Origin of the sequence: Klebsiella sp. K5-204, from assembly GCF_030128585.1 — a bacterium.
In the GTDB taxonomy this organism is placed as follows: domain Bacteria; phylum Pseudomonadota; class Gammaproteobacteria; order Enterobacterales; family Enterobacteriaceae; genus Klebsiella; species Klebsiella quasipneumoniae.
This window is the reverse complement of sequence record NZ_JAKUZS010000004.1, coordinates 220,288-244,813: the sequence shown is the minus strand read 5'-3', so window position 1 is coordinate 244,813 and position 24,526 is coordinate 220,288. Positions and strand designations below refer to the sequence as shown.

Genomic DNA, 24,526 nt, shown 5'->3' with positions numbered 1-24,526 from the left:
GGGCCCGACTCACAGTTCAGGCCCCTCTTCCTGCACGCTGAGAGGCTCTCTTACACGGGTCGGGTCCCAGGCATCACGCACGTTTTTCTGCACCGCAACGGCGCCAAACAGGCTCAAAAAGTACGCCAGTCCATAGAACCCTTTCTCGCTGAGCAGCAGACTGGCGTTCCACAACCCGATAACCAGCAGGCCAACGGCGATGACGAAGGCCACCAGACAGGTGGTGTAGTACAGCGCGGTGGTCGGAATGGCTTCATATTTATCGCGCACCGTCTTCTGATAAGACGCTGCGGCAAACAACCCCAGCACCAGGACAGCAAAATAATAGCCTTTTTCATTCAACTGCATATCCGCATTCCACAGGCCGACCAGATAGGTGGCGATGCCGCCGATCAGGGCAATCCAGGAGATTAAATGAAAGGCCGGAGAATACGTCGCGTGCTTGTTTTCCATTACTTTTACCTCTTACGCGCCCACGGATGGCGCTTATTCCGTTTTTTGCATCGCGCAGGCGACGCGGATCCGTTCGGGGGTTGCCGATGCGCCATATAAGCAGACAAACCATGCCGCGATATAGACGGCTTTTTCATGCCAGCCTGCCGGCACATACCAGGCGCCCACCAGCAGCAGGCCGACCGATAGCAGCAGCACCAACCGGCATAAGGCAATAAAACCGTCGTCCTGTTCCTGCCACCGTCTGGCGCGCTGATGGGCGAGGACGGCAAACATCCCCATCACCAGTACGCCGAGAAAATAACCTTTACCGCTAAACAACGGGCAGGTTCGCCAGATACCGAGCAGATAAACCAGCGATCCTGCTGCCATCATCACCCTGGCAATATTGCGTTTTGTGTTCATCTCACCTCCCTGGTCGACAGGGGCTGATTATGACCGACTCCCCCGGCGATGCCTCAGGTTACGCACGGCCAAACGGAGATTTCGGAATAAACAAATACGCTTTTTTGGATGGATGTAGCCGGGACATTCAGGGAAGTAATCCGCCCGGCGTTGCCGGACGGACTGAGGCTATGACATCAGCGGTTTCAGCTGCTGATAAATCTGGCGGAAGGTTTCCCGCTGTGGCGCATAGTGGGCCACTCGGCGATCGTCCGGGCGATGCGCTTGCTCAAGCGGCAGCGGCGTCAACAGCCCGGCGCGGTCGGCTTCGCCGTGCACCGCCAGCTGCGCCAGCCTGGCCGCCCCCAGCGCCGGGCCGACGTCGCCCCCGGTACGGTAATCGAGCTGCTGGCCGCTGATATCCGCCAGCATTTGTCGCCAGTAAGCGCTACGCGCCCCGCCGCCGATAAGGGTGATGCTCTGCGGCTTGATGCCGCAGGCGTGAACCACGTCCATGCCGTCCGCCAGCGCATAGCCCACCCCCTCCAGCACCGCCCGCGCCAGCTCTGCCGGCCCATGCTGATGCGTCAGGCCGAAGAAGACGCCCTTGGCCTGCGGGTTGTTGTGCGGCGTGCGTTCGCCCGACAGATAGGGCAGGAACCACACCGGACCAGCGCTCTCGTCGGCTGACTGCGCCGCCGCAATCAGCGCCGGCACGCTGGCGAGACCGGTTAATTTCGCCGCCCAGTCCAGACAGGAGGCCGCGCTGAGCATCACCGACATCAGATGCCAGCGGCCCGGCAGCGCATGGCAAAAGCTATGCACTGCGCTTTCAGGCTTGCTGAGGAACCCTTCGCTGACCGCGAAATACACACCTGAAGTGCCCAGCGACAGCATCGCCTGACCGGCATCGGCCATGCCGACCCCGACCGCGCCGGCGGCGTTGTCGCCGCCGCCCCCCACCACCAGCGCCTGTGGCATATTCCACGCCTGCGCCACCTCCGGACGCAGCTGCCCGGTGACGTCGCTGCCTTCAAACAGCGCCGGCATCGCGTCCCGGCTGAGATCGCAGGCGGCGAGCATCTCATCGCTCCAGTCGCGTCGGGCGACATCCATCCACAGGGTACCGGCGGCGTCAGACATATCGCTGGCAAGCTCGCCGGTCATCCGCAGACGCAGATAATCCTTCGGCAACAGCACTTTATCGACCTGGCTGAACACCGCCGCCTCGTGGCGCTGCACCCACAAGAGCTTCGGCGCCGTAAAGCCCGGCATCATCAGGTTGCCGGTGATCTGCCGGGAAGCGCTGACTTTTTCCTCCAGCAGCTGGCACTCTTCGCCGCAGCGGCCGTCATTCCATAAAATGGCAGGACGCAGCACCTGTAGCGATTTATCCAGCAGGGTGGCGCCGTGCATCTGCCCGGCGATCCCCAGCGCCTTCACGTCGCGCAGACTATGCTGCGCGCCCAGGGCTTTCATCGCCGTGTCCGTAGCCTGCCACCACTGCTCGGGATCTTGTTCCGACCACAGCGGATGCGGACGCGAGACGGTGAGTTTTTCGGTATGCGATGCCACCACATCACCCTGCTCATTGAGCAGAATGGCTTTGACGCCCGATGTCCCCAGATCGATGCCGATATACATACTACCTCTCCTTAAACGCGCGCCACGGCTGAGCGTGGCGCGAACAGAGCATCCTGGTGGCGGTCCCGGTCACGCCGGGCGCCGCCGCATGATTACTTGTCAAACAGATAATGGTTGACCAGGTTTTCCAGTTGTTCCTGCTGGCCGCTGCGATGCTGCGGCGCCAGCTGATGCTGAGCGGCGTACTGGGCAATGTCGCTGAGGGTCATCTGCCCGTTAAGGATCTGCTGCCCCAGCTCGCCGTTCCAGCCGGCGTAGCGTTTGGCCACGCGTTTATCCAGCTCACCGTCTTCGATCATCCGCGCCGCGACCTTCAGCGACAGCGCCATGGTATCCATCGCGCCGATATGGCCGTAGAACAGATCGTATTTGTCGGTGCTCTGACGGCGCACTTTCGCATCAAAATTGAGGCCGCCGGTGGTGAAGCCGCCGGCTTTGAGAATTTCATACATCACCAGCGCGTTCTCTTCGACGCTGTTCGGGAACTGGTCGGTATCCCAGCCCAGCTGCGGATCGCCGCGGTTGGCGTCGACGGAACCGAACAGCCCCAGCGCGATGGCCGTCGCGATCTCATGATGGAACGAGTGGCCGGCAAGGGTCGCATGGTTGGCTTCAATGTTCAGTTTAATCTCTTTTTCCAGACCAAACTGCTTGAGGAAGCCGTAAACGGTAGAGGCATCATAATCATACTGATGCTTGGTAGGCTCCTGCGGTTTGGGCTCAATCAGCAGCGTGCCTTTAAAGCCGATTTTATGCTTATGTTCCACCACCAGCTGCATAAAGCGGCCTATCTGTTCACGCTCCTGGCGCAGGTCGGTATTCAGCAGGGTTTCATAGCCCTCGCGACCGCCCCACAGGACATAGTTTTCGCCGCCCAGCTGATGGGTGGCATTCATGGCGGTAACCACCTGGGTGGCCGCCCAGCTAAACACTTCCGGGTCCGGGTTGGTGGCCGCGCCGGCGCCGTAGCGCGGGTTGGTGAAGCAGTTTGCGGTCCCCCACAGGAGCTTGACGCCGCTCTGCTGCTGCTTCTCCGCCAGCACCTCGACCATCCGGGCGAAGTTATTGCTGTACTCCTTGAGCGAACTCCCTTCCGGCGAGACGTCAACGTCGTGGAAGCAGTAGTAAGGCACGTTGAGTTTATGGAAAAATTCGAACGCCACATCGGCTTTGCGTTTGGCCATCTCCAGGGCGTCGCCAGGCTGCTGCCATGGGCGGTCGAAGGAGCCCACGCCAAACATATCGGCGCCATTCCAGCAGAAGGTGTGCCAGTAACAGGCCGCAAAACGCAGATGATCTTCCATCCGTTTGCCCAGCACCAGTTCATCCGGGTTGTAATGACGGAAAGCCAGCGGGTTAGCGGATTTCGGGCCTTCGTAACGAACGCGATCGAGTTGATCGAAATAGGTCTGCATAGAGAACTCCATATTCAGAGATGCGGCGAATAACCAAACAGGTACCCTAAATAATTCGAGTTGCAGGAAGGCGGCAGGAGCGCGAGTCCCCGATAACCAGGGGGCGAAGCAACGAATGTCACCAACACACCTACAACTTGAAGTATGACGGGTTTAAGCCAATATAGAATTTCGCTTTCATTTTCCTCAATTACGTTATTTCACACCGCCATTGAGAGAATCCACAAACGTGCGCCAGCTCGCAAAAAATAATATCGGCGCGTTCTTCTGCCGTCCTGTCAGAGAGGTCCAGTGCAATAATAAGAGTGTGCATGAATAAAATACGATCGCCGTCATAATTTGCGCATTAAACGAAATTTCATAACTGCAAAATAAGAACCGGTAATTGCCAGCCCTGCTTTCCGCGTTAAGAATCTGTAACGTATCCGCAACCTCATGTATCAAACATTATTTTTCCGTTCGTCTTACCTACCCTTACAAAAAAGGTATCGTTATTATGAAGATAAAGAACCTTTGCCTTACGCTTTGCGCCAGCTCCCTCCTGCTCGCCAGCATGGCGGGGATGGCGAAAGAAGTGAAGATTGGCATGGCCATCGACGATCTGCGTCTGGAACGCTGGCAGAAAGACCGCGATATTTTCGTCAATAAAGCGGAATCCTTAGGCGCCAAAGTTTTTGTCCAGTCCGCCAATGGCAATGAAGAAACGCAGATGTCGCAAATTGAAAACATGATCAACCGCGGCGTCGATGTCTTAGTCATTATTCCTTATAACGGTCAGGTGCTCAGTAACGTTATTAAAGAGGCCAAGCAGGAAGGTATTAAAGTGCTGGCCTATGATCGCATGATTAATAATGCCGATATTGATTTCTATATTTCTTTCGACAATGAAAAAGTCGGCGAAATGCAGGCGCAAAGCCTGGTCGACAAAGTGCCGCAGGGTAATTATTTTCTGATGGGCGGCTCGCCGGTGGATAATAACGCCAAGCTGTTCCGCGCCGGCCAGATGAAGATCCTCAAGCCGTATGTCGATGAGGGCAAAATTAAGATTGTCGGCGATCAGTGGGTTGACGGCTGGCTGCCGGAAAACGCGCTGAAAATAATGGAAAACGCGCTGACGGCGAATAATAACAAAATCGATGCCGTGGTGGCCTCCAATGACGCAACCGCCGGCGGCGCCATCCAGGCCTTAACCGCCCAGGGGCTGGCAGGCAAAGTGGCGATCTCCGGTCAGGATGCTGACCTGGCGGGCGTGAAGCGCATTATTTCCGGTACCCAGACGATGACCGTCTATAAACCGATTACCACCCTGGCCACCAACGCCGCCGAAATCGCCGTTGAGCTGGGCAACGATAAGCAGCCGAAGTCTGACACCACGCTGAATAACGGCTTAAAAGATGTCCCTTCGCGCCTGTTAACGCCAATTGAAGTGAATAAAGAGAATATCGACGCCACGGTGATTAAAGACGGTTTCCATAAAAAGAGTGAACTGTAATGGCTGACGCCCCGCTACGGGGCGTCATTTTCATCCCGCCGGATATCACTTTTGCGGAGTCTTTATGGCCTGGCTACTCGAAATGAAGAACATCACCAAAACCTTCGGCGCCGTTAAGGCCGTGGATAATGTCAGCCTGCGCCTGAACGCTGGCGAGGTGGTGTCGTTATGCGGTGAAAATGGTTCGGGAAAATCGACGCTGATGAAGGTGCTGTGCGGTATCTATCCGCACGGAAGCTATGAGGGCGAGATTATTTTTGCCGGCGAAACGCTGCAGGCAAACCATATTCGCGATACCGAACGCAAAGGCATCGCCATTATTCATCAGGAGCTGGCGCTGGTGAAACATCTCACCGTGCTGGAGAACATTTTCCTCGGCGCCGAAATATCCCGCCACGGCCTGCTGGATTATGAAACCATGACGCTGCGCTGCCAGAAGCTGCTGGCGCAGGTCAATCTGCCCATTTCGCCCGACACCCGCGTCGGCGACCTCGGCCTCGGTCAGCAGCAGCTGGTGGAGATCGCCAAGGCGCTGAATAAACAGGTGCGCCTGCTGATCCTCGACGAACCAACCGCCTCCTTAACCGAACAAGAGACCGCGACGCTGCTGGCGATCGTTCGCGATCTGCAAAACCACGATATCGCCTGCATCTATATTTCGCACAAGCTCAATGAGGTCAAAGCGATCTCCGATACGATCTGCGTGATCCGCGATGGCCAGCATATCGGCACCCGCGACGCCAGCGGCATGAGCGAAGACGACATCATCACCATGATGGTTGGCCGGGAGCTCACCGCGCTCTATCCCAGCGAACCGCACGCCCACGGCGAGGAGATCCTGCGGGTCGAACATTTAACCGCCTGGCACCCGGTAAACCGTCATATTAAACGGGTCAACGACGTCTCGTTTTCCCTGCATCGCGGGGAGATCCTCGGCATCGCCGGGCTGGTCGGCGCCGGACGGACCGAGGCGGTGCAGTGCCTGTTCGGTGTCTGGCCGGGGCGCTGGCAGGGGGAGATCTTCATTGATGGCCAGCCGGTCAGCATCACTAACTGTCAGCAGGCCATTGGCCACGGTATCGCCATGGTGCCGGAAGACCGCAAAAAAGACGGCATCGTGCCGGTGATGGCGGTGGGTAAGAACATTACCCTGGCGGCGCTCAGCCAGTTCACCGGCGCGATGAGCAGCCTTGACGACGCCGCCGAGCAGCACTGTATTGAGCAGTCCATTCAGCGATTGAAAATTAAAACCTCCTCGCCGGAGCTGGCGATTGGCCGCCTGAGCGGCGGCAACCAGCAAAAGGCGATTCTGGCCCGCTGCCTGCTGCTGAATCCACGCATTCTGATCCTCGACGAACCCACCCGCGGCATCGATATCGGGGCGAAGTATGAAATTTATAAACTAATTAACCAGCTGGTGCAGCAGGGCATCGCGGTCATTGTCATTTCATCCGAACTGCCCGAGGTGCTTGGTCTTAGCGATCGGGTGCTGGTCATGCACGAAGGCAGGCTAAAAGCCAATTTGGTTAATCAACATCTGACCCAGGAACAGGTGATGGAAGCCGCGCTGAGGAGCGAACGCCATGTCGAAGAACACGTCGTCTGAAATCAAACTTACCCCAACCGCCCCCACCGCCCTGCCGGCGCTGAAGGGGCTGAACCTCCAGGTCTTCGTGATGATCGCCGCGATCGTCGTCATTATGCTGTTTTTCACCTGGGTTACCGATGGCGCCTACCTGAGCGCGCGCAATATCTCCAACCTGCTGCGCCAGACGGCCATCACCGGCATCCTCGCCGTCGGCATGGTGTTTGTGATTATTTCGGCAGAAATCGACCTCTCCGTCGGCTCGATGATGGGGCTGTTGGGCGGCGCCGCGGCGATCTTTGACGTCTGGCTCGGCTGGCCGCTGCCGCTCACCATTCTGGTGACGCTGGTGATGGGGCTGCTGCTCGGCGCGTGGAACGGATGGTGGGTGGCCTATCGCAAGGTCCCCTCGTTTATCGTCACCCTCGCCGGGATGCTGGCGTTTCGCGGCATTCTGATCGGCATCACCAACGGGACCACCGTCTCGCCCACCAGCCCGGCGATGGCGCAGATCGGCCAAAGCTACCTGCCAGATGGCATTGGCTTTGGCATCGGCGTTGTCGGCATGGCGGCGTTCATTATCTGGCAGTGGCGCGGACGAATGCGCCGTCAGGCGTTAGGTCTGGCGACCGCGTCCTCCACCGCGGCCGTTGGCCGCCAGGCCATTACCGCGGTGATTGTGCTGGGCGCAATCTGGCTGCTCAATGACTATCGCGGCGTGCCGACGCCGGTACTGATCCTCGCCGCCCTGCTGCTGGCAGGCCTGTTCATGGCCACTCGCACCGCCTTTGGCCGCCGCATCTACGCCATCGGCGGCAACCTGGAGGCGGCACGCCTGTCCGGGATTAACGTCGAGCGTACCAAGCTGGCGGTGTTTGCCATTAACGGCCTGATGGTCGCCATTGCCGGACTGATCCTCAGCTCGCGCCTTGGCGCGGGCTCCCCCTCGGCGGGCAACATCGCCGAACTGGACGCCATCGCCGCCTGCGTCATCGGCGGTACCAGCCTGGCGGGCGGTATCGGCAGTGTCGCCGGGGCGGTAATGGGGGCGTTTATTATGTCGGCCCTGGATAACGGCATGAGCATGATGGACGTTGCCACCTTCTGGCAATATATCGTCAAAGGCGCCATTTTGCTGCTGGCGGTGTGGATGGACTCCGCCACCAAGCGGCGCGCGTAAGGAAGCGCTCTCTGAAGAATGTCTGAATTCTTTGCGCTACCACCAAACTTCGCCATAAGGCGCTTGAAATATCTCGGGCATTAGCCGGTAGTGTATACCCAACAGCATTCGGGTTGCAGACGGCGCATCCCAGCCGCGTATCGCGTACGTGGCTGGGGTGAATGAGAAAGCCAGGCCATCGGCAACATCATGAATGAAGGGGTATGACCGGGGTTAGAGCAGGAACATCATCTATGTTTGAAAAGCGTCACCGTATTACGCTGTTATTTAACGCCAACAAAGCTTATGACCGCCAGGTGGTTGAGGGTGTCGGCGAGTATCTGCAGGCCTCTCAGCTGGAGTGGGATATCTTTATTGAAGAGGATTTTCGGGCACGAATCGAAAACATCAAAGAGTGGTTAGGCGATGGCGTTATCGCCGACTATGACGATCCCGAAATCGAAAAGCTACTGGCCGATGTCAACGTCCCCATCGTCGGCGTCGGCGGCTCTTATCATCAGCCAGAGCAGTACCCGCCGGTCCACTATATCGCCACGGACAACACCGCGCTGGTGGAAAGCGCCTTTCTTCATCTGAAGGAAAAAGGGGTACACCGCTTCGCGTTTTACGGACTGCCCACCTCCAGCGGTAAACGCTGGGCGGTAGAGCGCGAGTATGCCTTCTGCCAGCTGGTGGCGAAGGAGAAGTACCGCGGCGTGGTCTACCAGGGGCTGGAGACGGCGCCGGAAAACTGGCAGCACGCGCAAAACCGGCTCGCCGACTGGCTGCAAACGCTGCCGCCGCAAACCGGCATTATCGCCGTCACTGACGCGCGCGCCCGCCACGTCCTGCAGGCCTGCGAGCTGCTGCATATCCCGGTGCCCGAGAAACTGTGCGTTATTGGCATCGATAATGAGGAGCTGACCCGCTACCTCTCGCGCGTCGCCCTCTCCTCCGTCGCCCAGGGCACCCGCCAGATGGGTTATCAGGCGGCAAAATTGCTCCACCGGCTGCTGAATAACGAGGCGCTCCCGCTGCAGCGCCAGCTGATCCCGCCGATGCGCGTCGTTGAACGACGTTCCACCGACTACCGGTCGTTAAACGATCCGTCCGTGATTCAGGCGATGCATTACATTCGCAACAACGCCTGTAAAGGCATCAAGGTGGAGCAGGTGCTCGACGCCGTCGGCATTTCACGTTCCAACCTGGAGAAACGCTTTAAAGAGGAGGTCGGGGAGACCATCCACACGGTGATCCACAGCGAGAAACTGGAAAAGGCGCGCAGCCTGCTGGTGTCCACCAGCCTGTCGATCAATGAAATTTCACAGATGTGCGGCTACCCGTCGCTGCAATATTTCTATTCGGTGTTTAAGAAAGAGTACGACGTGACGCCGAAGGAGTACCGTGACCGGCACAGCGAAGTCATGATGTAGAGAGCAAAGAAAAATGCCCGGGCTTGCGCGCCGGGCATGAATAATCACGTAGATAAGCACATTACATGTGCGCGGCAATTAACCGCTGGTTATCCTGATACATCGCGAAGAGATAGTTGTTGTAGCTCGACCCTCTGGTCGAATAGCCCTTCAGCTTATGAATCATGGTACTGGCCGTTACTTCCTGATCCGCCTTGCGCAGCTGCAGGCGCGATTTGCGGAAAGAGGAATAGGCCGGGTGAGTGTTCAGGTTTGTGACGTAAGCCTGCACCGACTGCTCCACCGACTCAAACTGCGAGTAGCCTTTCATCGCGCCGCGGCAGCGACCAGCGCCGCACTTCATGCCGAACAGATTGTTGTTCTCACGCGCCAGCTTGGAAGTACCCCAGCCACTTTCCGCCGCCGCCATGGTCGCGACCATGCTGTTCGGAATAATGTCGACACGCTCAAGTAGCGTGTTCCAGGGCACATGACGCGTATTGCCTGACCACTTCACCTTATAACGTGTCGCGATGTCTTTCAGGCGCGCCTTTTCGCTCGGCGACCAGCGAGCATCGTACTGCTTGGATACAAGCCAGTTACGATCCGCAGTAATCGCCTGATTCTGCTTGGTAATATAAGGCATGACCGTCCGGAGAAACGCTTTTTTCCTTGGTGTTCCGGAAGGGTATTTTCGCAAGTCAGGAAGTGAACTGCTCTTTACACTATTGCGAGAATACTCTTGTTTACTGCTTACCTTAGTACTACTTATCTTCTTAACCGTTGGGGCTTTATGACTCTTTGTTGCTGTGTGCGTTGTTGCCAACACACTACCTGAAAAGACGCAGGTTAGTAACATAAGTATGGCGGCCCCATATCGTCGTATGGGATTCGATATCATCAGGTCTCCTGGTCGGATATATGCATTCCAACACCTTGTTTTTCACAAAAAAACGATAGCTGAATCGCTAATAGTATCAAAAATACGCACTGAGAGCATCAACAGAAATAGTCCAATTCCGAATTGCTGTCATCTGAAATCGGTTTCTGCGCCGCATCGCTAGCGCGAAAATGCTAGCTTCGTCTCATTTTTAGCCTATTTTTTGAGCGGTGTCACTCACCCCTTTTCATCCTCCTGGTAAAACGTCCGCCGGGAGGAGTTCACTCGCGCGGCAACAAGGCACACTAGCTAAAAACCGCTCAAGGATCCCGCAATGAAACTCGCTGCGCTTGCCACGTTATTCGTGCCTGGGATGGCCTTTGCCGCCTGGACTACCGCCGACTTCCCTGCTTTTACCGAAGAAGGGACGGGTCGCTTCATCAGCCAGAAAGTGGTTGAGAAGGGTACACGTCCCCTGCAGCTAAATTTTGACCAACAGTGCTGGCAGCCTTCCGGCGGCATTAAGCTCAACCAGATGCTCTCCATGGAACCCTGTCGCGGCACGCCGCCGCAATGGCGCGTCTTCCGCCAGGGTCTGTATACCCTGGAAGTGGATACCCGCTCCGGCACGCCGACGATGATGATTTCGCTGGAAGAAAAAGAGGCCAGCGCCGCGACGCCGCAGATCCGCCAGTGTCCGAAGTGGGATGGAAAACCTCTCACCCTCGACGTTAGTAAAACCTTCCCGGAGGGCAGCAAAGTTCGCGATTTCTACAGCGGCAATGTCGCGACCGTCAGCGGCGGCAAAATCACGCTGCAGCCCGCCTTCGGCAGCAATGGTCTGCTGCTGCTCGAGCGCGCCGAGACGGCCGCGCCGGCGCCGTTCGACTGGCACAACGCCACCGTCTACTTCGTCCTGACCGACCGCTTCGTGAACGGTAATCCGGCCAACGACAATAGCTATGGCCGACACAAAGACGGCATGCAGGAGATCGGCACCTTCCACGGCGGCGACCTGCAGGGATTAACCAGCAAGCTGGATTATCTGCAGCAGATGGGGGTCAATGCCCTGTGGATCAGCTCCCCGCTCGAGCAGATCCACGGCTGGGTCGGCGGCGGGACGAAAGGCGATTTCCCACACTACGCCTACCACGGCTATTACACCCAGGATTGGTCGAAACTGGACGCCAATATGGGGACCGAAGCCGATCTCCGTCGGCTGGTGGATGAAGCGCATAAGCGCGGAATACGTATTCTGTTCGACGTGGTGATGAACCATACCGGTTACGCCACCCTGGCCGACATGCAGGAGTTCCAGTTCGGCTCTCTGTATCTGCAAGGGGATGAGCTGAAAAAAACCCTCGGCGAGCGCTGGACGGACTGGAAGCCTGGCGCGGGCCAGACCTGGCACAGCTTTAACGACTATATCAACTTCAGCGATAAAGCCGGGTGGGAGAAATGGTGGGGCAAGAAGTGGATCCGCACCGATATCGGCGATTACGACAACCCGGGCTATGACGATCTCACCATGTCGCTGGCCTTCCTGCCGGATCTGAAAACCGAATCGAAGGAGGCGTCGGGCCTGCCGAACTTCTACAGCCATAAACCGGACACTGCGGCGAAAGCGATCCCGGGCTATACGCCGCGCGACTACCTGACGCACTGGCTGAGCCAGTGGGTGCGTGACTACGGCATCGACGGCTTCCGCGTCGATACCGCTAAACATGTGGAGATGGACGCCTGGCAGCAGTTAAAAACCCAGGCCACCGCCGCGCTGGCGGAGTGGAAGAAAGCCAATCCGGATAAAGCGCTGGATGCGGCGCCGTTCTGGATGACCGGCGAAGCCTGGGGACACGGGGTGATGGAGAGCGATTACTATCGCCACGGTTTTGATGCGATGATCAATTTCGATTACCAGGACCAGGCGGCGAAAGCGGCTAACTGCATGGCCAACATTGACCTCACCTGGCAGCAAATGGCGGACAAGCTGCAGAGCTTTAACGTCCTGAGCTACCTCTCCTCGCACGATACGCGCCTGTTCCGCGAAGGCGGCACCACGGCGGCAGAGCTGTTGCTGCTGGCCCCTGGCGCCGTGCAGATCTTCTATGGTGACGAGTCGTCGCGCCCGTTCGGCCCCACCGGCTCGGACCCGCTGCAGGGCACCCGTTCAGAGATGAACTGGCAGGATGTCAACGGTAAAGCGGCCCGCAGCGTTACCCACTGGCAGAAGATCGGCCAGTTCCGCGCGCGCCATCCGGCGATCGGTATGGGCAAACAGACAACGCTGTCAATGCCGCGGGGTTACGGATTCGTGCGCGAGAGCGGTGAAGACAAAGTGATGGTCATCTGGGCCGGACAACAGCAGTAAAGCAGGAGTGGCTCCCTGCCCGGCGGGGAGCCAGTCAGCACAATACGCTGATAAAAGATCGATTCACAGGATAAAAACAAAAACATCCCCCTTCCCTTCGATTTGCACCACGCTGGCGCTGGCGTTATGGTTAGCCACTTTCCAGAACCACCGACAGACGATTCGCGATGACATTTTCCCTTTTCGGCGACAAATTCACCCGTCATTCAGGCATTACCCGCCTGATGGAAGACCTTAATGACGGTCTGCGCACGCCGGGCGCTATTATGCTGGGCGGCGGCAACCCCGCTCAGATCCCGGAGATGAATGACTACTTCCAGCAGCTGCTCTCCGACATGCTGGATAATGGCAAAGCCCTTGATGCGCTTTGTAATTATGATGGTCCGCAGGGCAAAAGCGAGCTGCTGAGCCTGCTGGCGAAGATGCTGCGCGACGAGCTGGGCTGGGAGATCGAACCACAGAATATTGCGCTAACAAACGGCAGTCAGAGCGCATTTTTCTACTTGTTTAATCTGTTCGCAGGCCGTCGGGCAGATGGCACCACCCGTAAGGTGCTGTTCCCGCTGACGCCGGAATATATCGGCTATGCCGATGCCGGCCTGGAAGAGGATCTGTTCGTTGCCACCCGGCCGAATATCGAACTGCTGCCGGAAGGCCAGTTCAAGTACCACGTTGATTTTGAGCATCTGCAGGTGACGGAAGAGACCGGGATGATCTGCGTCTCGCGTCCCACCAACCCGACCGGCAACGTCATCACTGATGAAGAGCTGATCAAACTGGATGCGCTGGCGAATCAGCATGGGGTCCCGCTGGTGATTGATAACGCCTACGGCGTGCCGTTCCCGGGCATTATTTTCAGCGACGCCCGACCGCTGTGGAATCCGAACATCGTGCTGTGTATGAGCCTGTCCAAGCTGGGCCTGCCGGGCAGCCGCTGCGGGATTATCATCGCCAACGAGAAAATCATCACCGCCATCAGCAACATGAACGGCATTATCAGCCTCGCGCCCGGCGGTATCGGGCCGGCAATGATGTGTGAAATGATTAAACGTCAGGATCTGCTGCGCCTGTCAGAGACAGTGATCAAACCCTTCTATTACCAGCGGGTGCAGGAGACCATCGCCATTATTCGCCGCTATCTGCCGGAGGAGCGCTGCCTTATTCACAAACCGGAGGGGGCGATCTTCCTCTGGCTGTGGTTTAAGGATCTGCCGATCTCCACCGAGCTGCTGTATCAGCGGCTGAAAAAGCGCGGCGTGCTGATGGTGCCGGGGGATTTCTTCTTCCCGGGACTCGATAAACCGTGGCCGCATACTCACCAGTGCATGCGCATGAACTATGTGCCGGACCCGCAAAAAATCGAGGCCGGGGTGAAAATTCTCGCCGAAGAGGTTGAATTCGCCTGGCGCGAACAGGAAGCCTAATCCCTGACGCCGCTGACGGCTAACGCCCGTTAGCGGACCCGCTCACGCCAGCGCCAGCCGCTGGCGTTTTTGCGCGCATAGCGCCTCCAGCTCCGCGGGAGCCATCACCCGCAGCGCCTGCGTCGGGCAGGCGGCTACGCAGGCCGGCCCCTCGGCGCGGTGGTGGCATAAATCGCATTTCAGCGCCTGCGCCTGCTGGTTCACCACCGTGACGGTCATTGCGCCGTACGGGCAGGCCACCATGCAGCTTTTACAGCCGATGCAGCGGCGCTGATCGACCCACCAAACGTCCTCCTCCCGACGAATCGCCCCCTGCGGGCAGACGCTGGCGCAAGGCGCATCCTCGCACTGCCGACAGGCCGTCGCCGTTGATATCTCGCCGCTTTTCACCACCCGGATACGCGGTGTGAAATGGCCTGTCGACAGCATGGAGACGTCCTGCGCCTGCTGGTGCGCCACCGCGCAGGCCACTTCACAGGTACGACAGCCAATACACTGCTGGGCATTGGCAATAAGAAACCGGTTCATCCTCTGCTCCCTGGGGATAAAACCGCAGGGTGCCAGAATAATCCCTGCCCGCGCTTTGATCCTGAATGGAATCAGCGCTGTTTTTAGTCACTAGCACAAGTGATTTTTCATTACGCTGAATTAATGTGCTCCTTACAGTAGCGGCGCTTCCAGGCTGCAGGCGTGAGGCTGGTGTGCTTGCGAAAGATCTTGCGAAAATAACCGACGTCATTAAAGCCGCACTGGCTCGCGACTTCGGTCAACGACAGTGAATCACTGATCAATAGCTTTTCCGCCGCTCTGACCCGCTGACGATGCAGCGCTTCGGTCAACGTCACGCGAAAAACGTGACGATAGACGCGTCCTAAATAGTCCGCATTACAGTGCAGCTCTTTCGCCAGTGTCGATGCTGAAACAGGCAAGTGGTAACGGGTATGGATGATCTGCTGCGCTTTCCAGGCCAGCGCAGCGCCGGGACTGTCGTCCGGTTTTTCGCTTGCCGCCGCGGCAATCTGCTGCAGTATCAGCAATAACAGGAGCTCCAGCGCCAGGCTGCGGTGAATATTCTCCTGTTCACGAAGAAACTGGCGAAACAGCGAAATAATGTATTGTGGATCGCTGACGCGGGTATGTTGCGGAACGTTAAGCAGCGCAGGCGGCAGAGACCGGACACTCTCCGTCAGTACTTCAAAATGCAGCCAATAAAATTTCAGGTCGGCGGGAAATTCCCCCACCCCAACATGAGAACGTTCTGGCCACAGCAGTAAACTCTCCCCTGCATTAACGTTAAATATTTCACCCTCCTCGCAAATCGTTAACGTCCCCTTTTCGACAAAAATAATTTCCCAGGACTGCAGTTTACGCGCCGGATGACTGCCGACGCCACGGGAAATAAATAAGCCGCCATTTTGTACGCGAATCGGGAGAGGCATGGATAATTCAAGCATATATATTTAATTTTCCGCTAACGAAACGATAAAAAATCTCTTTCCAACTGATTATTAATCATAAATTAACGCCTTTCCGGATCGGAATCACACTTTTATGACGAAGTCGGAATCGTCCTCTTTTTATACTTTTCCCTTCCCTTGTTGCCTCGTTTATTCGGTGCAAAATAATTAATGTATTTGCAAAAGACAAAAAATGTCCGCCGGTCAGACAGCGGAATAATTCTGAACATCATCTTCGGGAGTTATTTATGACTACGGCTCCGATTACGACAAGCGACCTCACGAAGCACGTGCAGGACGCCAAATTATCTCTCCGTGAAAAAATAGGCTATGGTCTGGGCGACGCCGGTGGAACGGTCATCACCTGCCTGATCATGAACTTTCTCACTTTTTTCTATACTGACGTCTTTGGGCTCACCCCGGCGCTGGTCGGTACTCTGTTCCTTGCGCTGCGCGTGTTTGATGCTATTTCCGATCCGATCATGGGCGTCCTCGCCGATCGGACCCAAAGCCGATGGGGACGTTTTCGCCCCTGGCAGCTATGGATTGCGGTTCCTATTGCAGCGATCGGGGTGCTGACCTTTACCGTGCCGGATGCCGGCATGGGGGTAAAAATCGCCTGGGCCTTCGGCACTTACCTGCTGCTTTCAGTCAGCTATACCGCGATTAACGTCCCCTACTGCGCGCTCATTAATACGATGACCACTCGCCATAGCGAGGTGATATCCTGCCAGGCATGGCGCTTTGTACTGTGCGGCGTGGCAGGATTCCTGGTCTCCGTGGGCCTGCCGTGGTTGGTTAAAGCGCTCGGTCAGGGGAATACCGCCCAGGGTTATCAGTATGGTGTCGGCGTACTCTGCGCCATCGCGGCGGTGATGTTTTTGTGCTGCTTTTTCTGGGTACGTGAGCGTGTTTCCCTGGAGATGCTCGGCAAATTCACCCTGCGCGAACATATCGCCGGTCTGCGTAAAAACGATCAGTTGTTACTCATGCTGGCGATGTCATTCCTGTTGATCAACGTGTTTAACATTCGCGGTGGCGGCTACATGTACTTTATTACCTATGTACTGGGCGGCTCTACTGGCTATACATCGCTGTTTTTCACCATGGTCACCTTTTCCTCGATTCTGGGCGCCGCGATCGTCAATTGGCTGTCGCGCCACGTTGATACCGTCAAGCTCTATTACTACACCAATCTGGTATTGGCCTTACTGGCGGTGGGGATGTGGTTCCTGCCAACCGGTCCGTCCTGGCAAACGCTATGGCTGGCGGTCATTCTCGGCAATGGCATCATCCTGGGCTTTACCCTACCGCTGCATTTTTCGTTGATGGCCTTCTCTGATGATTATGGTGAATGGAAGACGGGTGTCCGTTCGTCAGGGATGAACTTTGCTTTCAACCTGTTCTTTATCAAGCTGGCATGGGCCTCCAGTGCGGGCATTATCAGCCTGGTATTTATCTACGTTGCTTATCAACCCGGCGCCAGCAACCAGACTCCATCCTCACTATCGGGGATCACGGCGATGGAAACCCTGCTGCCCGCGCTGTTCCATCTGTTGCTGGCCTTCGCTATCCGCGCCTGTAAGCTCAACAATCCCATGATGTCGCGCATTGCAACCGATCTGCGCGCACGTCACATTCAGTCTTAAGGAGAAATCATGGAAGTCGATCTGCACAAACTGAAAGTTAACGATCCGTTTCTGGGTCAGTATCAGCAACTGGTGCGTGATGTCGTCATTCCCTATCAGTGGGATGCCCTCAATGACCGGATCGCCGAGGCTGAACCCAGCCATGCGATAGAAAACTTCCGTATCGCCGCAGGTCAGCAGGCAGGGGAATTCTACGGAATGGTGTTCCAGGACAGCGATGTGGCGAAATGGCTGGAGGCAGTCGCCTGGTCATTGTGTCAGAAGCCAGATGCGGAACTGGAAAAAACCGCCGACGAGGTGATTGAGCTGATTGCCGCCGCGCAATGTGAAGATGGTTATCTGAACACCTATTTTACGGTGAAAGCGCCCGGGGAACGCTGGACTAATCTCGCCGAATGCCACGAATTGTACTGTGCCGGTCACTTGATTGAGGCTGGGGTGGCATTCTTCCAGGCAACCAGTAAACGCCGCCTGCTGGAGGTGGTATGTCGCCTCGCCGATCATATCGACAGCGTCTTTGGTCCGGACGGCAATCAGCTGCACGGCTACCCGGGACACCCTGAAATAGAGCTGGCGTTAATGCGTTTGTACGATGTGACTCAGGAACCACGCTATATGGCGCTGGCTAATTACTTCGTTGAACAGCGTGGGACACAGCCGCATTTCTATGACATCGAATATGAAAAACGCGGCAAAACCTCCTTCTGGAATACCTATGGGCCGGCGTGGATGGTGATGGATAAACCCTACAGCCAGGCGCATTTGCCGCTTGCCGAACAGACCACCGCTGTGGGTCACGCGGTTCGCTTTGTTTATTTAATGGCCGGCGTAGCGCACCTTGCACGCCTGAGCAAGAACGAAGGCAAACGCCAGGACTGCCTGCGGTTATGGAAAAACATGGTCCAGCGTCAGTTGTATATTACGGGCGGCATTGGCTCACAGAGCAGCGGGGAAGCCTTCAGCAGCGATTACGATCTGCCGAATGATACCGTTTATGCGGAAAGCTGCGCCTCTATCGGGCTGATGATGTTCGCGCGCCGCATGCTGGAACTGGAAGCCGACAGCCAATATGCTGATGTGATGGAGCGCGCGCTTTACAATACCGTTCTGGGCGGTATGGCGCTGGACGGTAAACATTTCTTCTACGTCAACCCACTGGAAGTGCAGCCCAAGGCTTTAAAATTCAATCATATTTATGACCATGTTAAGCCTGTTCGTCAGCGCTGGTTCGGCTGTGCCTGTTGCCCACCGAATATCGCTCGTCTCCTGACCTCGCTGGGACATTATATCTATACGCCACGCGAAGAGGCGTTGTATATCAATCTCTACGTCGGTAATCAGGCTGAGATCCCGGTAGGAGAAAAGACGTTACGTCTGCGTATCAGCGGTGACTATCCCTGGCAGGAACAGGTCAAAATTGTCATCGAGTCTCCGTCAGCATTGAACCATACGCTGGCGCTGCGTCTCCCGGACTGGTGCGAGGGGGCACAGCTCACCCTGAACGGCGCGCCGGTCACGCAGGATATACGCCAGGGCTATCTGCATATCCAACATCTCTGGCAGGAAGGCGACACTCTGATGCTAACGTTGCCGATGCCGGTTCGCCGGGTATATGGTAATCCGCTGGTTCGCCACCAGGCAGGCCAGGTGGCGCTGCAACGCGGTCCATTGGTTTATTGTCTTGAACAAGCTGATAACGGTGAGGCGCTGCATAACCTACTGCTGCCACGCGATGCCAGGTTCACGGTGTTTGAAGGAAAGGGGCTGTTTGCTCACAAAATGTTGATTCAGGCCCCAGGCTACAGAAAACATGCAGAAAACGCCGATGTGCAGAAGCTGTGGAGCTACGATCACCCTCTGGCCACCCCCCATTCACAGACGTTGACCTTTATTCCCTGGTTTAGCTGGGCAAACCGCGGAGAAGGCGAAATGCGTATCTGGGTTCGGGAAGCCGAATAAGGCCAGGCACAACGCGACCCCCTCTTCCCCGGCAACACACCGTTCGCTGTCCGCCGGGGAGCAGGCGTTAACGATTAGAGAAACAATGCCTTATCGCGCAGGATATGATCGTTGCCGCGACGGCGGGTGTAGCCAATCCGATCGAAATACTCGAGGATCTGGATCGCCAGCTTCCGCCCTACGTTTAAGGTATCGCGAAAATCCGCCGCGCAGGTTGAGCCGCGCAGCTGATCCAGCTCGCGCACCCGCTGGGCGAACTGCACAATGCGATCGTTGCGGTAGTAACGATCTTTGACGATCGCGGTAATCATCCCCTGCTGCGCCGCCTGGCGCAGCACCGCTCGCATCAGGGACTCTTCAACATGGACTTCGCGCGCGAGATCGCGCACCCACCAGGGATCATCGCCGAACAGGGTCTCCACCTTCCGCCAGACCGCCTGCTGCTCGTCGGTAAACCCGGCTTTATGCTCGGGCAGATGCAGCCAGCCGTGATGGCTGTGGACTAATCCGCTCTCGCGCATCTGCTCAATCAGCAGCAGCACCAGCGCTTCCTCTTCCATCGGCAGCGCGATGCGGCGCAGGCGCTCCCGGCCAGGGCCCGGCTCGTCGCGATGCTGCTCATGGTAGCGCGCCAGGGCATCCAGCAATTTTCGCTGCCAGCGGGCGGCAAGCGGCGCACTCAGCAGGCGCTGTCCGGCCTGCAGATAGTCCGGTCGCTGGATCAAGGCCGCCATTCCGGCTTCACTCAGCTGCCGCGCCCAGGCGAAGCGCTCAAGCCGGACGGCGTCCCGCTGCAGATGCAGCTCCAGGGCCTGCGCATCGTCAGCGCCGACCGCCGCCAGGGCGTGAAGCCACTGCAGATACTCCGGTTTACGCTTGCCGCGGCGCGGGGGATCCAGCGTCACCACCCGTGCGCCGGCCAGCGTTAAGCGAGCGGAGATATCGCGGAGCACCAGCCGGTCGTTATCCGCCAGCCACAGCGGAGTATCCAGCACCAGCTCCGCCAGGCCGCCCTCCAGGAGCGACACCCGGCCGGTGATGTGGCTGGCAGCGTGGTGAATATGCAGCGGCTGCCACTGGCTGAGCGGCGTATGGCACTGCAGTTCGACAATCACCCGCTCTGCAGGCTCCGGCGGCGGTGAGGAGAGCAGCCAGTCACCGCGGTGCAATGCCTCTTTCTGCGCATCGCCGACAATATTCAGCGCAATGCGCTGCCCGGCGTGCGCCTGCTCAACCGCTTGATTCTGGGCATGCAGGCCGCGGACGCGCATCGGCGTGTTGACGCCGGTGAGCCACAAAGTATCCCCGACCCGAACTCCGCCGGAGAGCGCCGTCCCGGTGACCACCAGCCCCGCCCCTTTGACGGTAAAGGCGCGATCCAGCGCCAGGCGAAAACGCCGCTGCTGTGGATGGGGGCGCTCCGCAAGCTGCAGCAGATGGCTGCGCAGTTCGGCAATACCGATGTTATCCACCGCCGCGGTGGGGAAGAAAGCGGCGGCGTCAAAGCCCAGTTCGCGCAGGGTCTGCTCGACCTCCGCCTGAACCTCCGCCACCCTGGCGGCCGCCACGCGGTCCGTCTTGGTGAGCGCTACCGTCAGCGTCGGCTTTCCGGTCAGCTGCAGGATCGCCAGGTGTTCGCGGGTTTGCGCCATCACGCCGTCATCGCAGGCCACCACCAGCAGCGCATGGTCGATCCCTCCCACCCCCGCCAGCATGTTGGACAAAAACTTTTCGTGCCCGGGCACGTCAATAAATCCCAGCACCCGCCCGTCCGGCTGCGGCCAGTAGGCATAGCCGAGATCGATCGTCATTCCCCGCGCTTTCTCTTCCGGCAGACGATCGGCATTTACGCCGGTTATCGCCTGCAGCAGCGTCGTTTTGCCGTGGTCAACATGTCCAGCGGTGGCAATAATCATCGTAACAACATCTCCATAAACCGGGTTTCATCTTCCAGACAGCGCAGGTCCAGCCAGAGCCGACCGTCATAAATGCGGCCAATCACCGGGCACGGCAGCGCGCGCCAGCGGGCCGCCAGCGCCTCCAGCCGGCTGCCGCGGCCGTCATGCGGGGTAAAGGTCAACGCCGCGCCAGGCAGACGGTCGACAGGTAACGAGCCGCTGCCAATCTGCGACTGGCAGGCTGCCACGTTGACGGCAAAATCAGCATAGTGTGCCGCCAGGGCAGGCTGCAGACGTTCGGCCTGCCGGCGGATTTCGTCCGCCGGGCGGGTGAGCAGGCGCAGCGTCGGTAAGGTGTCCCGCAGCGCTTCCGGATGCTGATAGAGGCGCAGCGTGGCTTCCAGCGCCGCGAGGGTCATTTTATCCGCGCGCAGGGCCCGCTTCAGCGGATGGCTTTGCAGGCGGGCAATCAGCGCGCGTTTGCCGACGATAATTCCGGCCTGCGGGCCGCCAAGCAGTTTGTCGCCGGAGAAACTGACCAGGCTCACCCCGGCGGCGATCATCTCCTGCGGCATCGGCTCCTTGGGCAGGCCATACTGACTGAGATCCACCAGCGACCCGCTCCCCAGGTCGGCCACCACCGGGACGTCCAGCTCGCGGCCGATGACCGCCAGCTCCGCTTCGTCGACGGCTTTGGTAAAGCCTTCAATGCTGTAGTTGCTGGTGTGGACCTTCATCAGCAGGGCGGTATTGTCATTCACCGCCTGGCGATAGTCTTTGGCATGGGTGCGGTTGGTGGTGCCCACTTCGTGCAGCTGACAACCCGCCTGGCGCATCACGTCGGGGATGCGGAACGCCCCGCCGATCTCCACCAGCTCGCCGCGGGAGACCACCACCTCCCTGCCGCTGGCGGTAGCCGCCAGCATCAGCAGAACGGCCGCCGCGTTGTTGTTCACGATACAGGCATCTTCCGCGCCGGTGATCTGGCACAGCAGATCGGCAATGGCGCGATCGCGATGGCCACGCCCGGCGTCGTCGAGATCATATTCGAGCGTCACCGGCGCGCGCATCGCGCTGGCGACCGCCTCCACCGCCGCCTCAGCCTGGATGGCGCGCCCGAGATTGGTGTGCAGCACCGTACCGGTGAGATTAAACACCGGACGCAGGGCGCTCTGCCTTCTGGCGGTCAGCCGCTGCGCGCAGGCGCTCAGCCAGTCATGGCTCCAGTCAGGCAGTGTCTGACACTGGCGGATCTGTTCCCGCGCCTCGTCCAGCATCTGGCGCAGTTGCGTCACCACCTGCGAATGGCCGTGCTGCGTCAGCAGGGAGGAAAAAGCGGGGTCGCGGAGTAAGCGGTCAATGGCCGGAAGCCGGGTATAAAGCGCACGAATTTCGGTAGTCATCAATGGGCCTGGCGGTAAGTTATTTTCCCCCCTCCCGACGGGAGAGGGAGTCAACAATCAGCGGCGATTGTAACGCCTCCTTGCGCAAACTGTTACCTGTCTGGGTCAAGTCCGCGGCGGTTCGGTGCGCGCAAAGCTGGCGCGCTGGAACAGCGCATCCACCAGCTTCACCAGCTGCGGCCGGGTGGCGCACCAGCCCGGCGCCACCCGGCGAAAGTTCAGGTAGGCGATGGCGCAGGCCGTGGAGATGGTCGCCAGATTGACCTCGTCGCCGCGCAGCGTCCCGTCCGCCGCGCAGGCTTCCAGCCTGTCGAGGCCGCGCGCCACTTTCTCCCGCTGGCGGAGCAGCTCTTGCTCTGACTGTTGGGCCGCGGGGCGAGCCTTTTCGCGCACCAGCGCCTGGGCGGCCTCCATCACCCCATCCGCCAGCGCCTCTAGCTGGCGCATCCTGAGAGCGGCTCTGGGATCGGCGGGGATCATCGGCGGCGCCACGCCCAGCAGCTCGAGATACTGGGCGATAACCGGGGAGTCAAACCAGCATTCGCCGTCATCCGTCACCAGCGCCGGCACCTTGCCCAGCGGGTTATAGCGCGCCACGCCGTTGCTTTCGCTGTAGGGGGATTCGTTGACAAACTCAAAAGGGATGCGCTTTTCCAGCAGGATCACCGATATTTTGCGCACAAAGGGACTGGTGTAGCTGCCGATCAGTTTCATAGCCTGCTCCTTATCGCCAACAAAGATATGAGTATGGCTCAGGGCGAGGTAAAAGGCAGGTGAGCATCCCGCTCAACCTGCCGCCGATCGCATTAATGATCGAGATAGAGGTAGTGCATCCAGCTGGTCATGCGCAGCAGCACTTTACGCATCACCGAAACGTGGGCGAAATGGTCGGAGTAGACCGCCACCTGAGCGTAGATGCCATCGGGTAGCGCATCAATTTCGGCATTCGGATCGAGCTCGATGGTCGCCAGCACGCCATCGCTGCCCGGCGTCACGGTCAGCGACTGCAACGCCCCCTGCGCCTGATAGGTCCCCCCGGGCACCACCGGTAAAATGCTCACCAGTTTACCGTGGAACACCTGTCCGGGCAGGGCATTAAACACCGCTTCCGCGTCGTCGCCTTTCTCCAGCCTTAACAGCGAATTTTGCCTGAACTGGGCGACGATCAGCCGTTTTTGCTCGGGGATAAACACCATCACCGGCCGCAGCGGCAGCGAGGCGGCGTAGGTCCCCGGACGGATCAACACCTGAGTGATATACCCATCGCTGGGCGCCCGCACAGTGGTCTGATCGAGATTATATTTCGCCTCCGCCAGCTGGGCGCGCAGGCTGGCCACTTGCGACTGTTCGCCGTTGATCATGCTATCCAGCTGGCTCTGGATCTGCGCCTGCTCCGCCACCGACGCCTTGACCAGCGCGTCCTGGGCCAGATAATTCTGCCTGGCGTTATCGATGTCGCTTTCCGAGAACGGATTCACCCGCGCCTGGCTGCCTTTCAGGTAGCGCTGATAGTCCTTGTATAAGCGATCGCGTTCCGCCGACACGCGGGTGGTGTTGGCCTGGGCTTCAGAGAGCTGCGCCTTGAGGGTGTTAATACTGTGCAGCGCTGTCACCAGGTCGGCCTGCAGGCGATCGACCCGCGCCTGGTAGCGCGCCGGGTCAATGGTAAATAACACCTCGCCCTTTTCGACGCGCTGATTCGCTTTGTCGGTGACGCTGCTGACAACCCCGGTCACCTGCGGCGTAATAGGAATAGATATTACCGCCTTTTGCGCCAGAAAGGTGTAAGGGTGGTTATAGTTCATTAATAAAATAAGCGCGCTAACAATAAATACGCCCCCCAGCGCCGCGGTGGGAACCGTCCATTTATTAACCGGTATTTTGAAGATTTTAAATATCGACCAGGCGATGGCCACGTAGGTCAAAATGATCAACAGATCCATA

At 58.2% G+C, this 24,526-nt stretch carries 19 protein-coding genes; 8 read left to right on the top strand and 11 right to left on the bottom strand.

Annotated elements, in window-relative coordinates; translation table 11 throughout:
* Window positions 1-9: 9 nt before the first annotated feature.
* From yiaA to xylA, 4 genes are all read right to left on the bottom strand, one after another.
* Window positions 10-453 (bottom strand): inner membrane protein YiaA, encoded by a 444-nt coding sequence (gene yiaA, locus MKR05_RS12715; RefSeq protein WP_044525027.1) that lies wholly within the window; start codon window positions 451-453, stop codon window positions 10-12.
* A gap of 33 nt (window positions 454-486) precedes the next feature.
* On the bottom strand, window positions 487-858 hold the full coding sequence (gene yiaB / locus MKR05_RS12710) for an inner membrane protein YiaB (RefSeq protein ID WP_032454341.1): 372 nt from the start codon (window positions 856-858) through the stop codon (window positions 487-489).
* Between the two features lie 168 nt (window positions 859-1,026).
* Entirely contained in the window at window positions 1,027-2,481 is a 1,455-nt protein-coding gene (gene xylB / locus MKR05_RS12705; protein ID WP_004205018.1) for a xylulokinase, read from the bottom strand.
* Between the two features lie 92 nt (window positions 2,482-2,573).
* Complete coding sequence (gene xylA, locus MKR05_RS12700) at window positions 2,574-3,896, bottom strand: xylose isomerase (RefSeq protein WP_023291332.1); 1,323 nt, start codon at window positions 3,894-3,896, stop codon at window positions 2,574-2,576.
* Window positions 3,897-4,392: 496 nt separating this feature from the next.
* Here xylA and xylF point away from each other — a divergent pair, with 496 nt between their 5' ends.
* From xylF to xylR, 4 genes are all read left to right on the top strand, one after another.
* On the top strand, window positions 4,393-5,388 hold the full coding sequence (gene xylF / locus MKR05_RS12695) for a D-xylose ABC transporter substrate-binding protein (protein WP_023291333.1): 996 nt from the start codon (window positions 4,393-4,395) through the stop codon (window positions 5,386-5,388).
* Between the two features lie 64 nt (window positions 5,389-5,452).
* The gene (locus MKR05_RS12690; protein ID WP_044525029.1) at window positions 5,453-6,994 is read left to right on the top strand and encodes a xylose ABC transporter ATP-binding protein; all 1,542 of its coding nucleotides are present in this window, start codon (window positions 5,453-5,455) and stop codon (window positions 6,992-6,994) included.
* On the top strand, window positions 6,972-8,153 hold the full coding sequence (gene xylH, locus MKR05_RS12685) for a xylose ABC transporter permease XylH (RefSeq protein ID WP_017900029.1): 1,182 nt from the start codon (window positions 6,972-6,974) through the stop codon (window positions 8,151-8,153). Before MKR05_RS12690 ends, xylH begins: the two co-directional genes overlap by 23 nt.
* Window positions 8,154-8,386: 233 nt before the next feature.
* On the top strand, window positions 8,387-9,565 hold the full coding sequence (gene xylR, locus MKR05_RS12680) for a D-xylose utilization transcriptional activator XylR (RefSeq protein ID WP_023291336.1): 1,179 nt from the start codon (window positions 8,387-8,389) through the stop codon (window positions 9,563-9,565).
* Window positions 9,566-9,626: 61 nt separating this feature from the next.
* Here xylR and MKR05_RS12675 read toward each other — a convergent pair whose 3' ends face one another.
* Window positions 9,627-10,445, bottom strand: a complete 819-nt coding sequence (locus MKR05_RS12675) for a protein bax (RefSeq protein WP_060589859.1) — start codon at window positions 10,443-10,445, stop codon at window positions 9,627-9,629.
* Window positions 10,446-10,758: 313 nt separating this feature from the next.
* Between MKR05_RS12675 and MKR05_RS12670 the strand changes: the two genes are divergently transcribed.
* Together MKR05_RS12670 and avtA are read left to right on the top strand one after the other, a co-directional pair.
* Entirely contained in the window at window positions 10,759-12,792 is a 2,034-nt protein-coding gene (locus MKR05_RS12670; protein WP_101995452.1) for an alpha-amylase, read from the top strand.
* Window positions 12,793-12,959: 167 nt separating this feature from the next.
* On the top strand, window positions 12,960-14,216 hold the full coding sequence (avtA, locus tag MKR05_RS12665; protein WP_023291339.1) for a valine--pyruvate transaminase: 1,257 nt from the start codon (window positions 12,960-12,962) through the stop codon (window positions 14,214-14,216).
* A 42-nt stretch (window positions 14,217-14,258) separates the two neighbouring features.
* Here avtA and MKR05_RS12660 read toward each other — a convergent pair whose 3' ends face one another.
* Both MKR05_RS12660 and MKR05_RS12655 read right to left on the bottom strand, forming a co-directional pair.
* A complete protein-coding gene (locus tag MKR05_RS12660) occupies window positions 14,259-14,744 on the bottom strand; it encodes a 4Fe-4S dicluster domain-containing protein (RefSeq protein WP_032454347.1) in 486 nt (161 codons plus the stop codon).
* A gap of 110 nt (window positions 14,745-14,854) precedes the next feature.
* Complete coding sequence (locus MKR05_RS12655; RefSeq protein WP_044525031.1) at window positions 14,855-15,670, bottom strand: helix-turn-helix domain-containing protein; 816 nt, start codon at window positions 15,668-15,670, stop codon at window positions 14,855-14,857.
* 251 nt (window positions 15,671-15,921) lie between these two features.
* Between MKR05_RS12655 and MKR05_RS12650 the strand changes: the two genes are divergently transcribed.
* On the top strand, window positions 15,922-17,322 hold the full coding sequence (locus MKR05_RS12650) for an MFS transporter (protein ID WP_032454349.1): 1,401 nt from the start codon (window positions 15,922-15,924) through the stop codon (window positions 17,320-17,322).
* 9 nt (window positions 17,323-17,331) lie between these two features.
* Window positions 17,332-19,281: a glycoside hydrolase family 127 protein gene (locus MKR05_RS12645; protein WP_072422186.1), complete on the top strand. Its 1,950-nt coding sequence runs from the start codon at window positions 17,332-17,334 to the stop codon at window positions 19,279-19,281.
* Window positions 19,282-19,355: 74 nt separating this feature from the next.
* Here MKR05_RS12645 and selB read toward each other — a convergent pair whose 3' ends face one another.
* The 4 genes from selB to MKR05_RS12625 all read right to left on the bottom strand — a co-directional run bounded on the left by selB (window position 19,356) and on the right by MKR05_RS12625 (window position 24,525).
* Entirely contained in the window at window positions 19,356-21,197 is a 1,842-nt protein-coding gene (selB, locus tag MKR05_RS12640; RefSeq protein WP_284118617.1) for a selenocysteine-specific translation elongation factor, read from the bottom strand.
* On the bottom strand, window positions 21,194-22,582 hold the full coding sequence (selA, locus tag MKR05_RS12635) for an L-seryl-tRNA(Sec) selenium transferase (protein WP_023291342.1): 1,389 nt from the start codon (window positions 22,580-22,582) through the stop codon (window positions 21,194-21,196). Before selA ends, selB begins: the two co-directional genes overlap by 4 nt.
* A gap of 105 nt (window positions 22,583-22,687) precedes the next feature.
* A complete protein-coding gene (locus MKR05_RS12630) occupies window positions 22,688-23,296 on the bottom strand; it encodes a glutathione S-transferase (protein ID WP_004152043.1) in 609 nt (202 codons plus the stop codon).
* 92 nt (window positions 23,297-23,388) lie between these two features.
* Window positions 23,389-24,525: an HlyD family secretion protein gene (locus MKR05_RS12625; RefSeq protein WP_023291343.1), complete on the bottom strand. Its 1,137-nt coding sequence runs from the start codon at window positions 24,523-24,525 to the stop codon at window positions 23,389-23,391.
* Window position 24,526 lies beyond the last annotated feature (1 nt).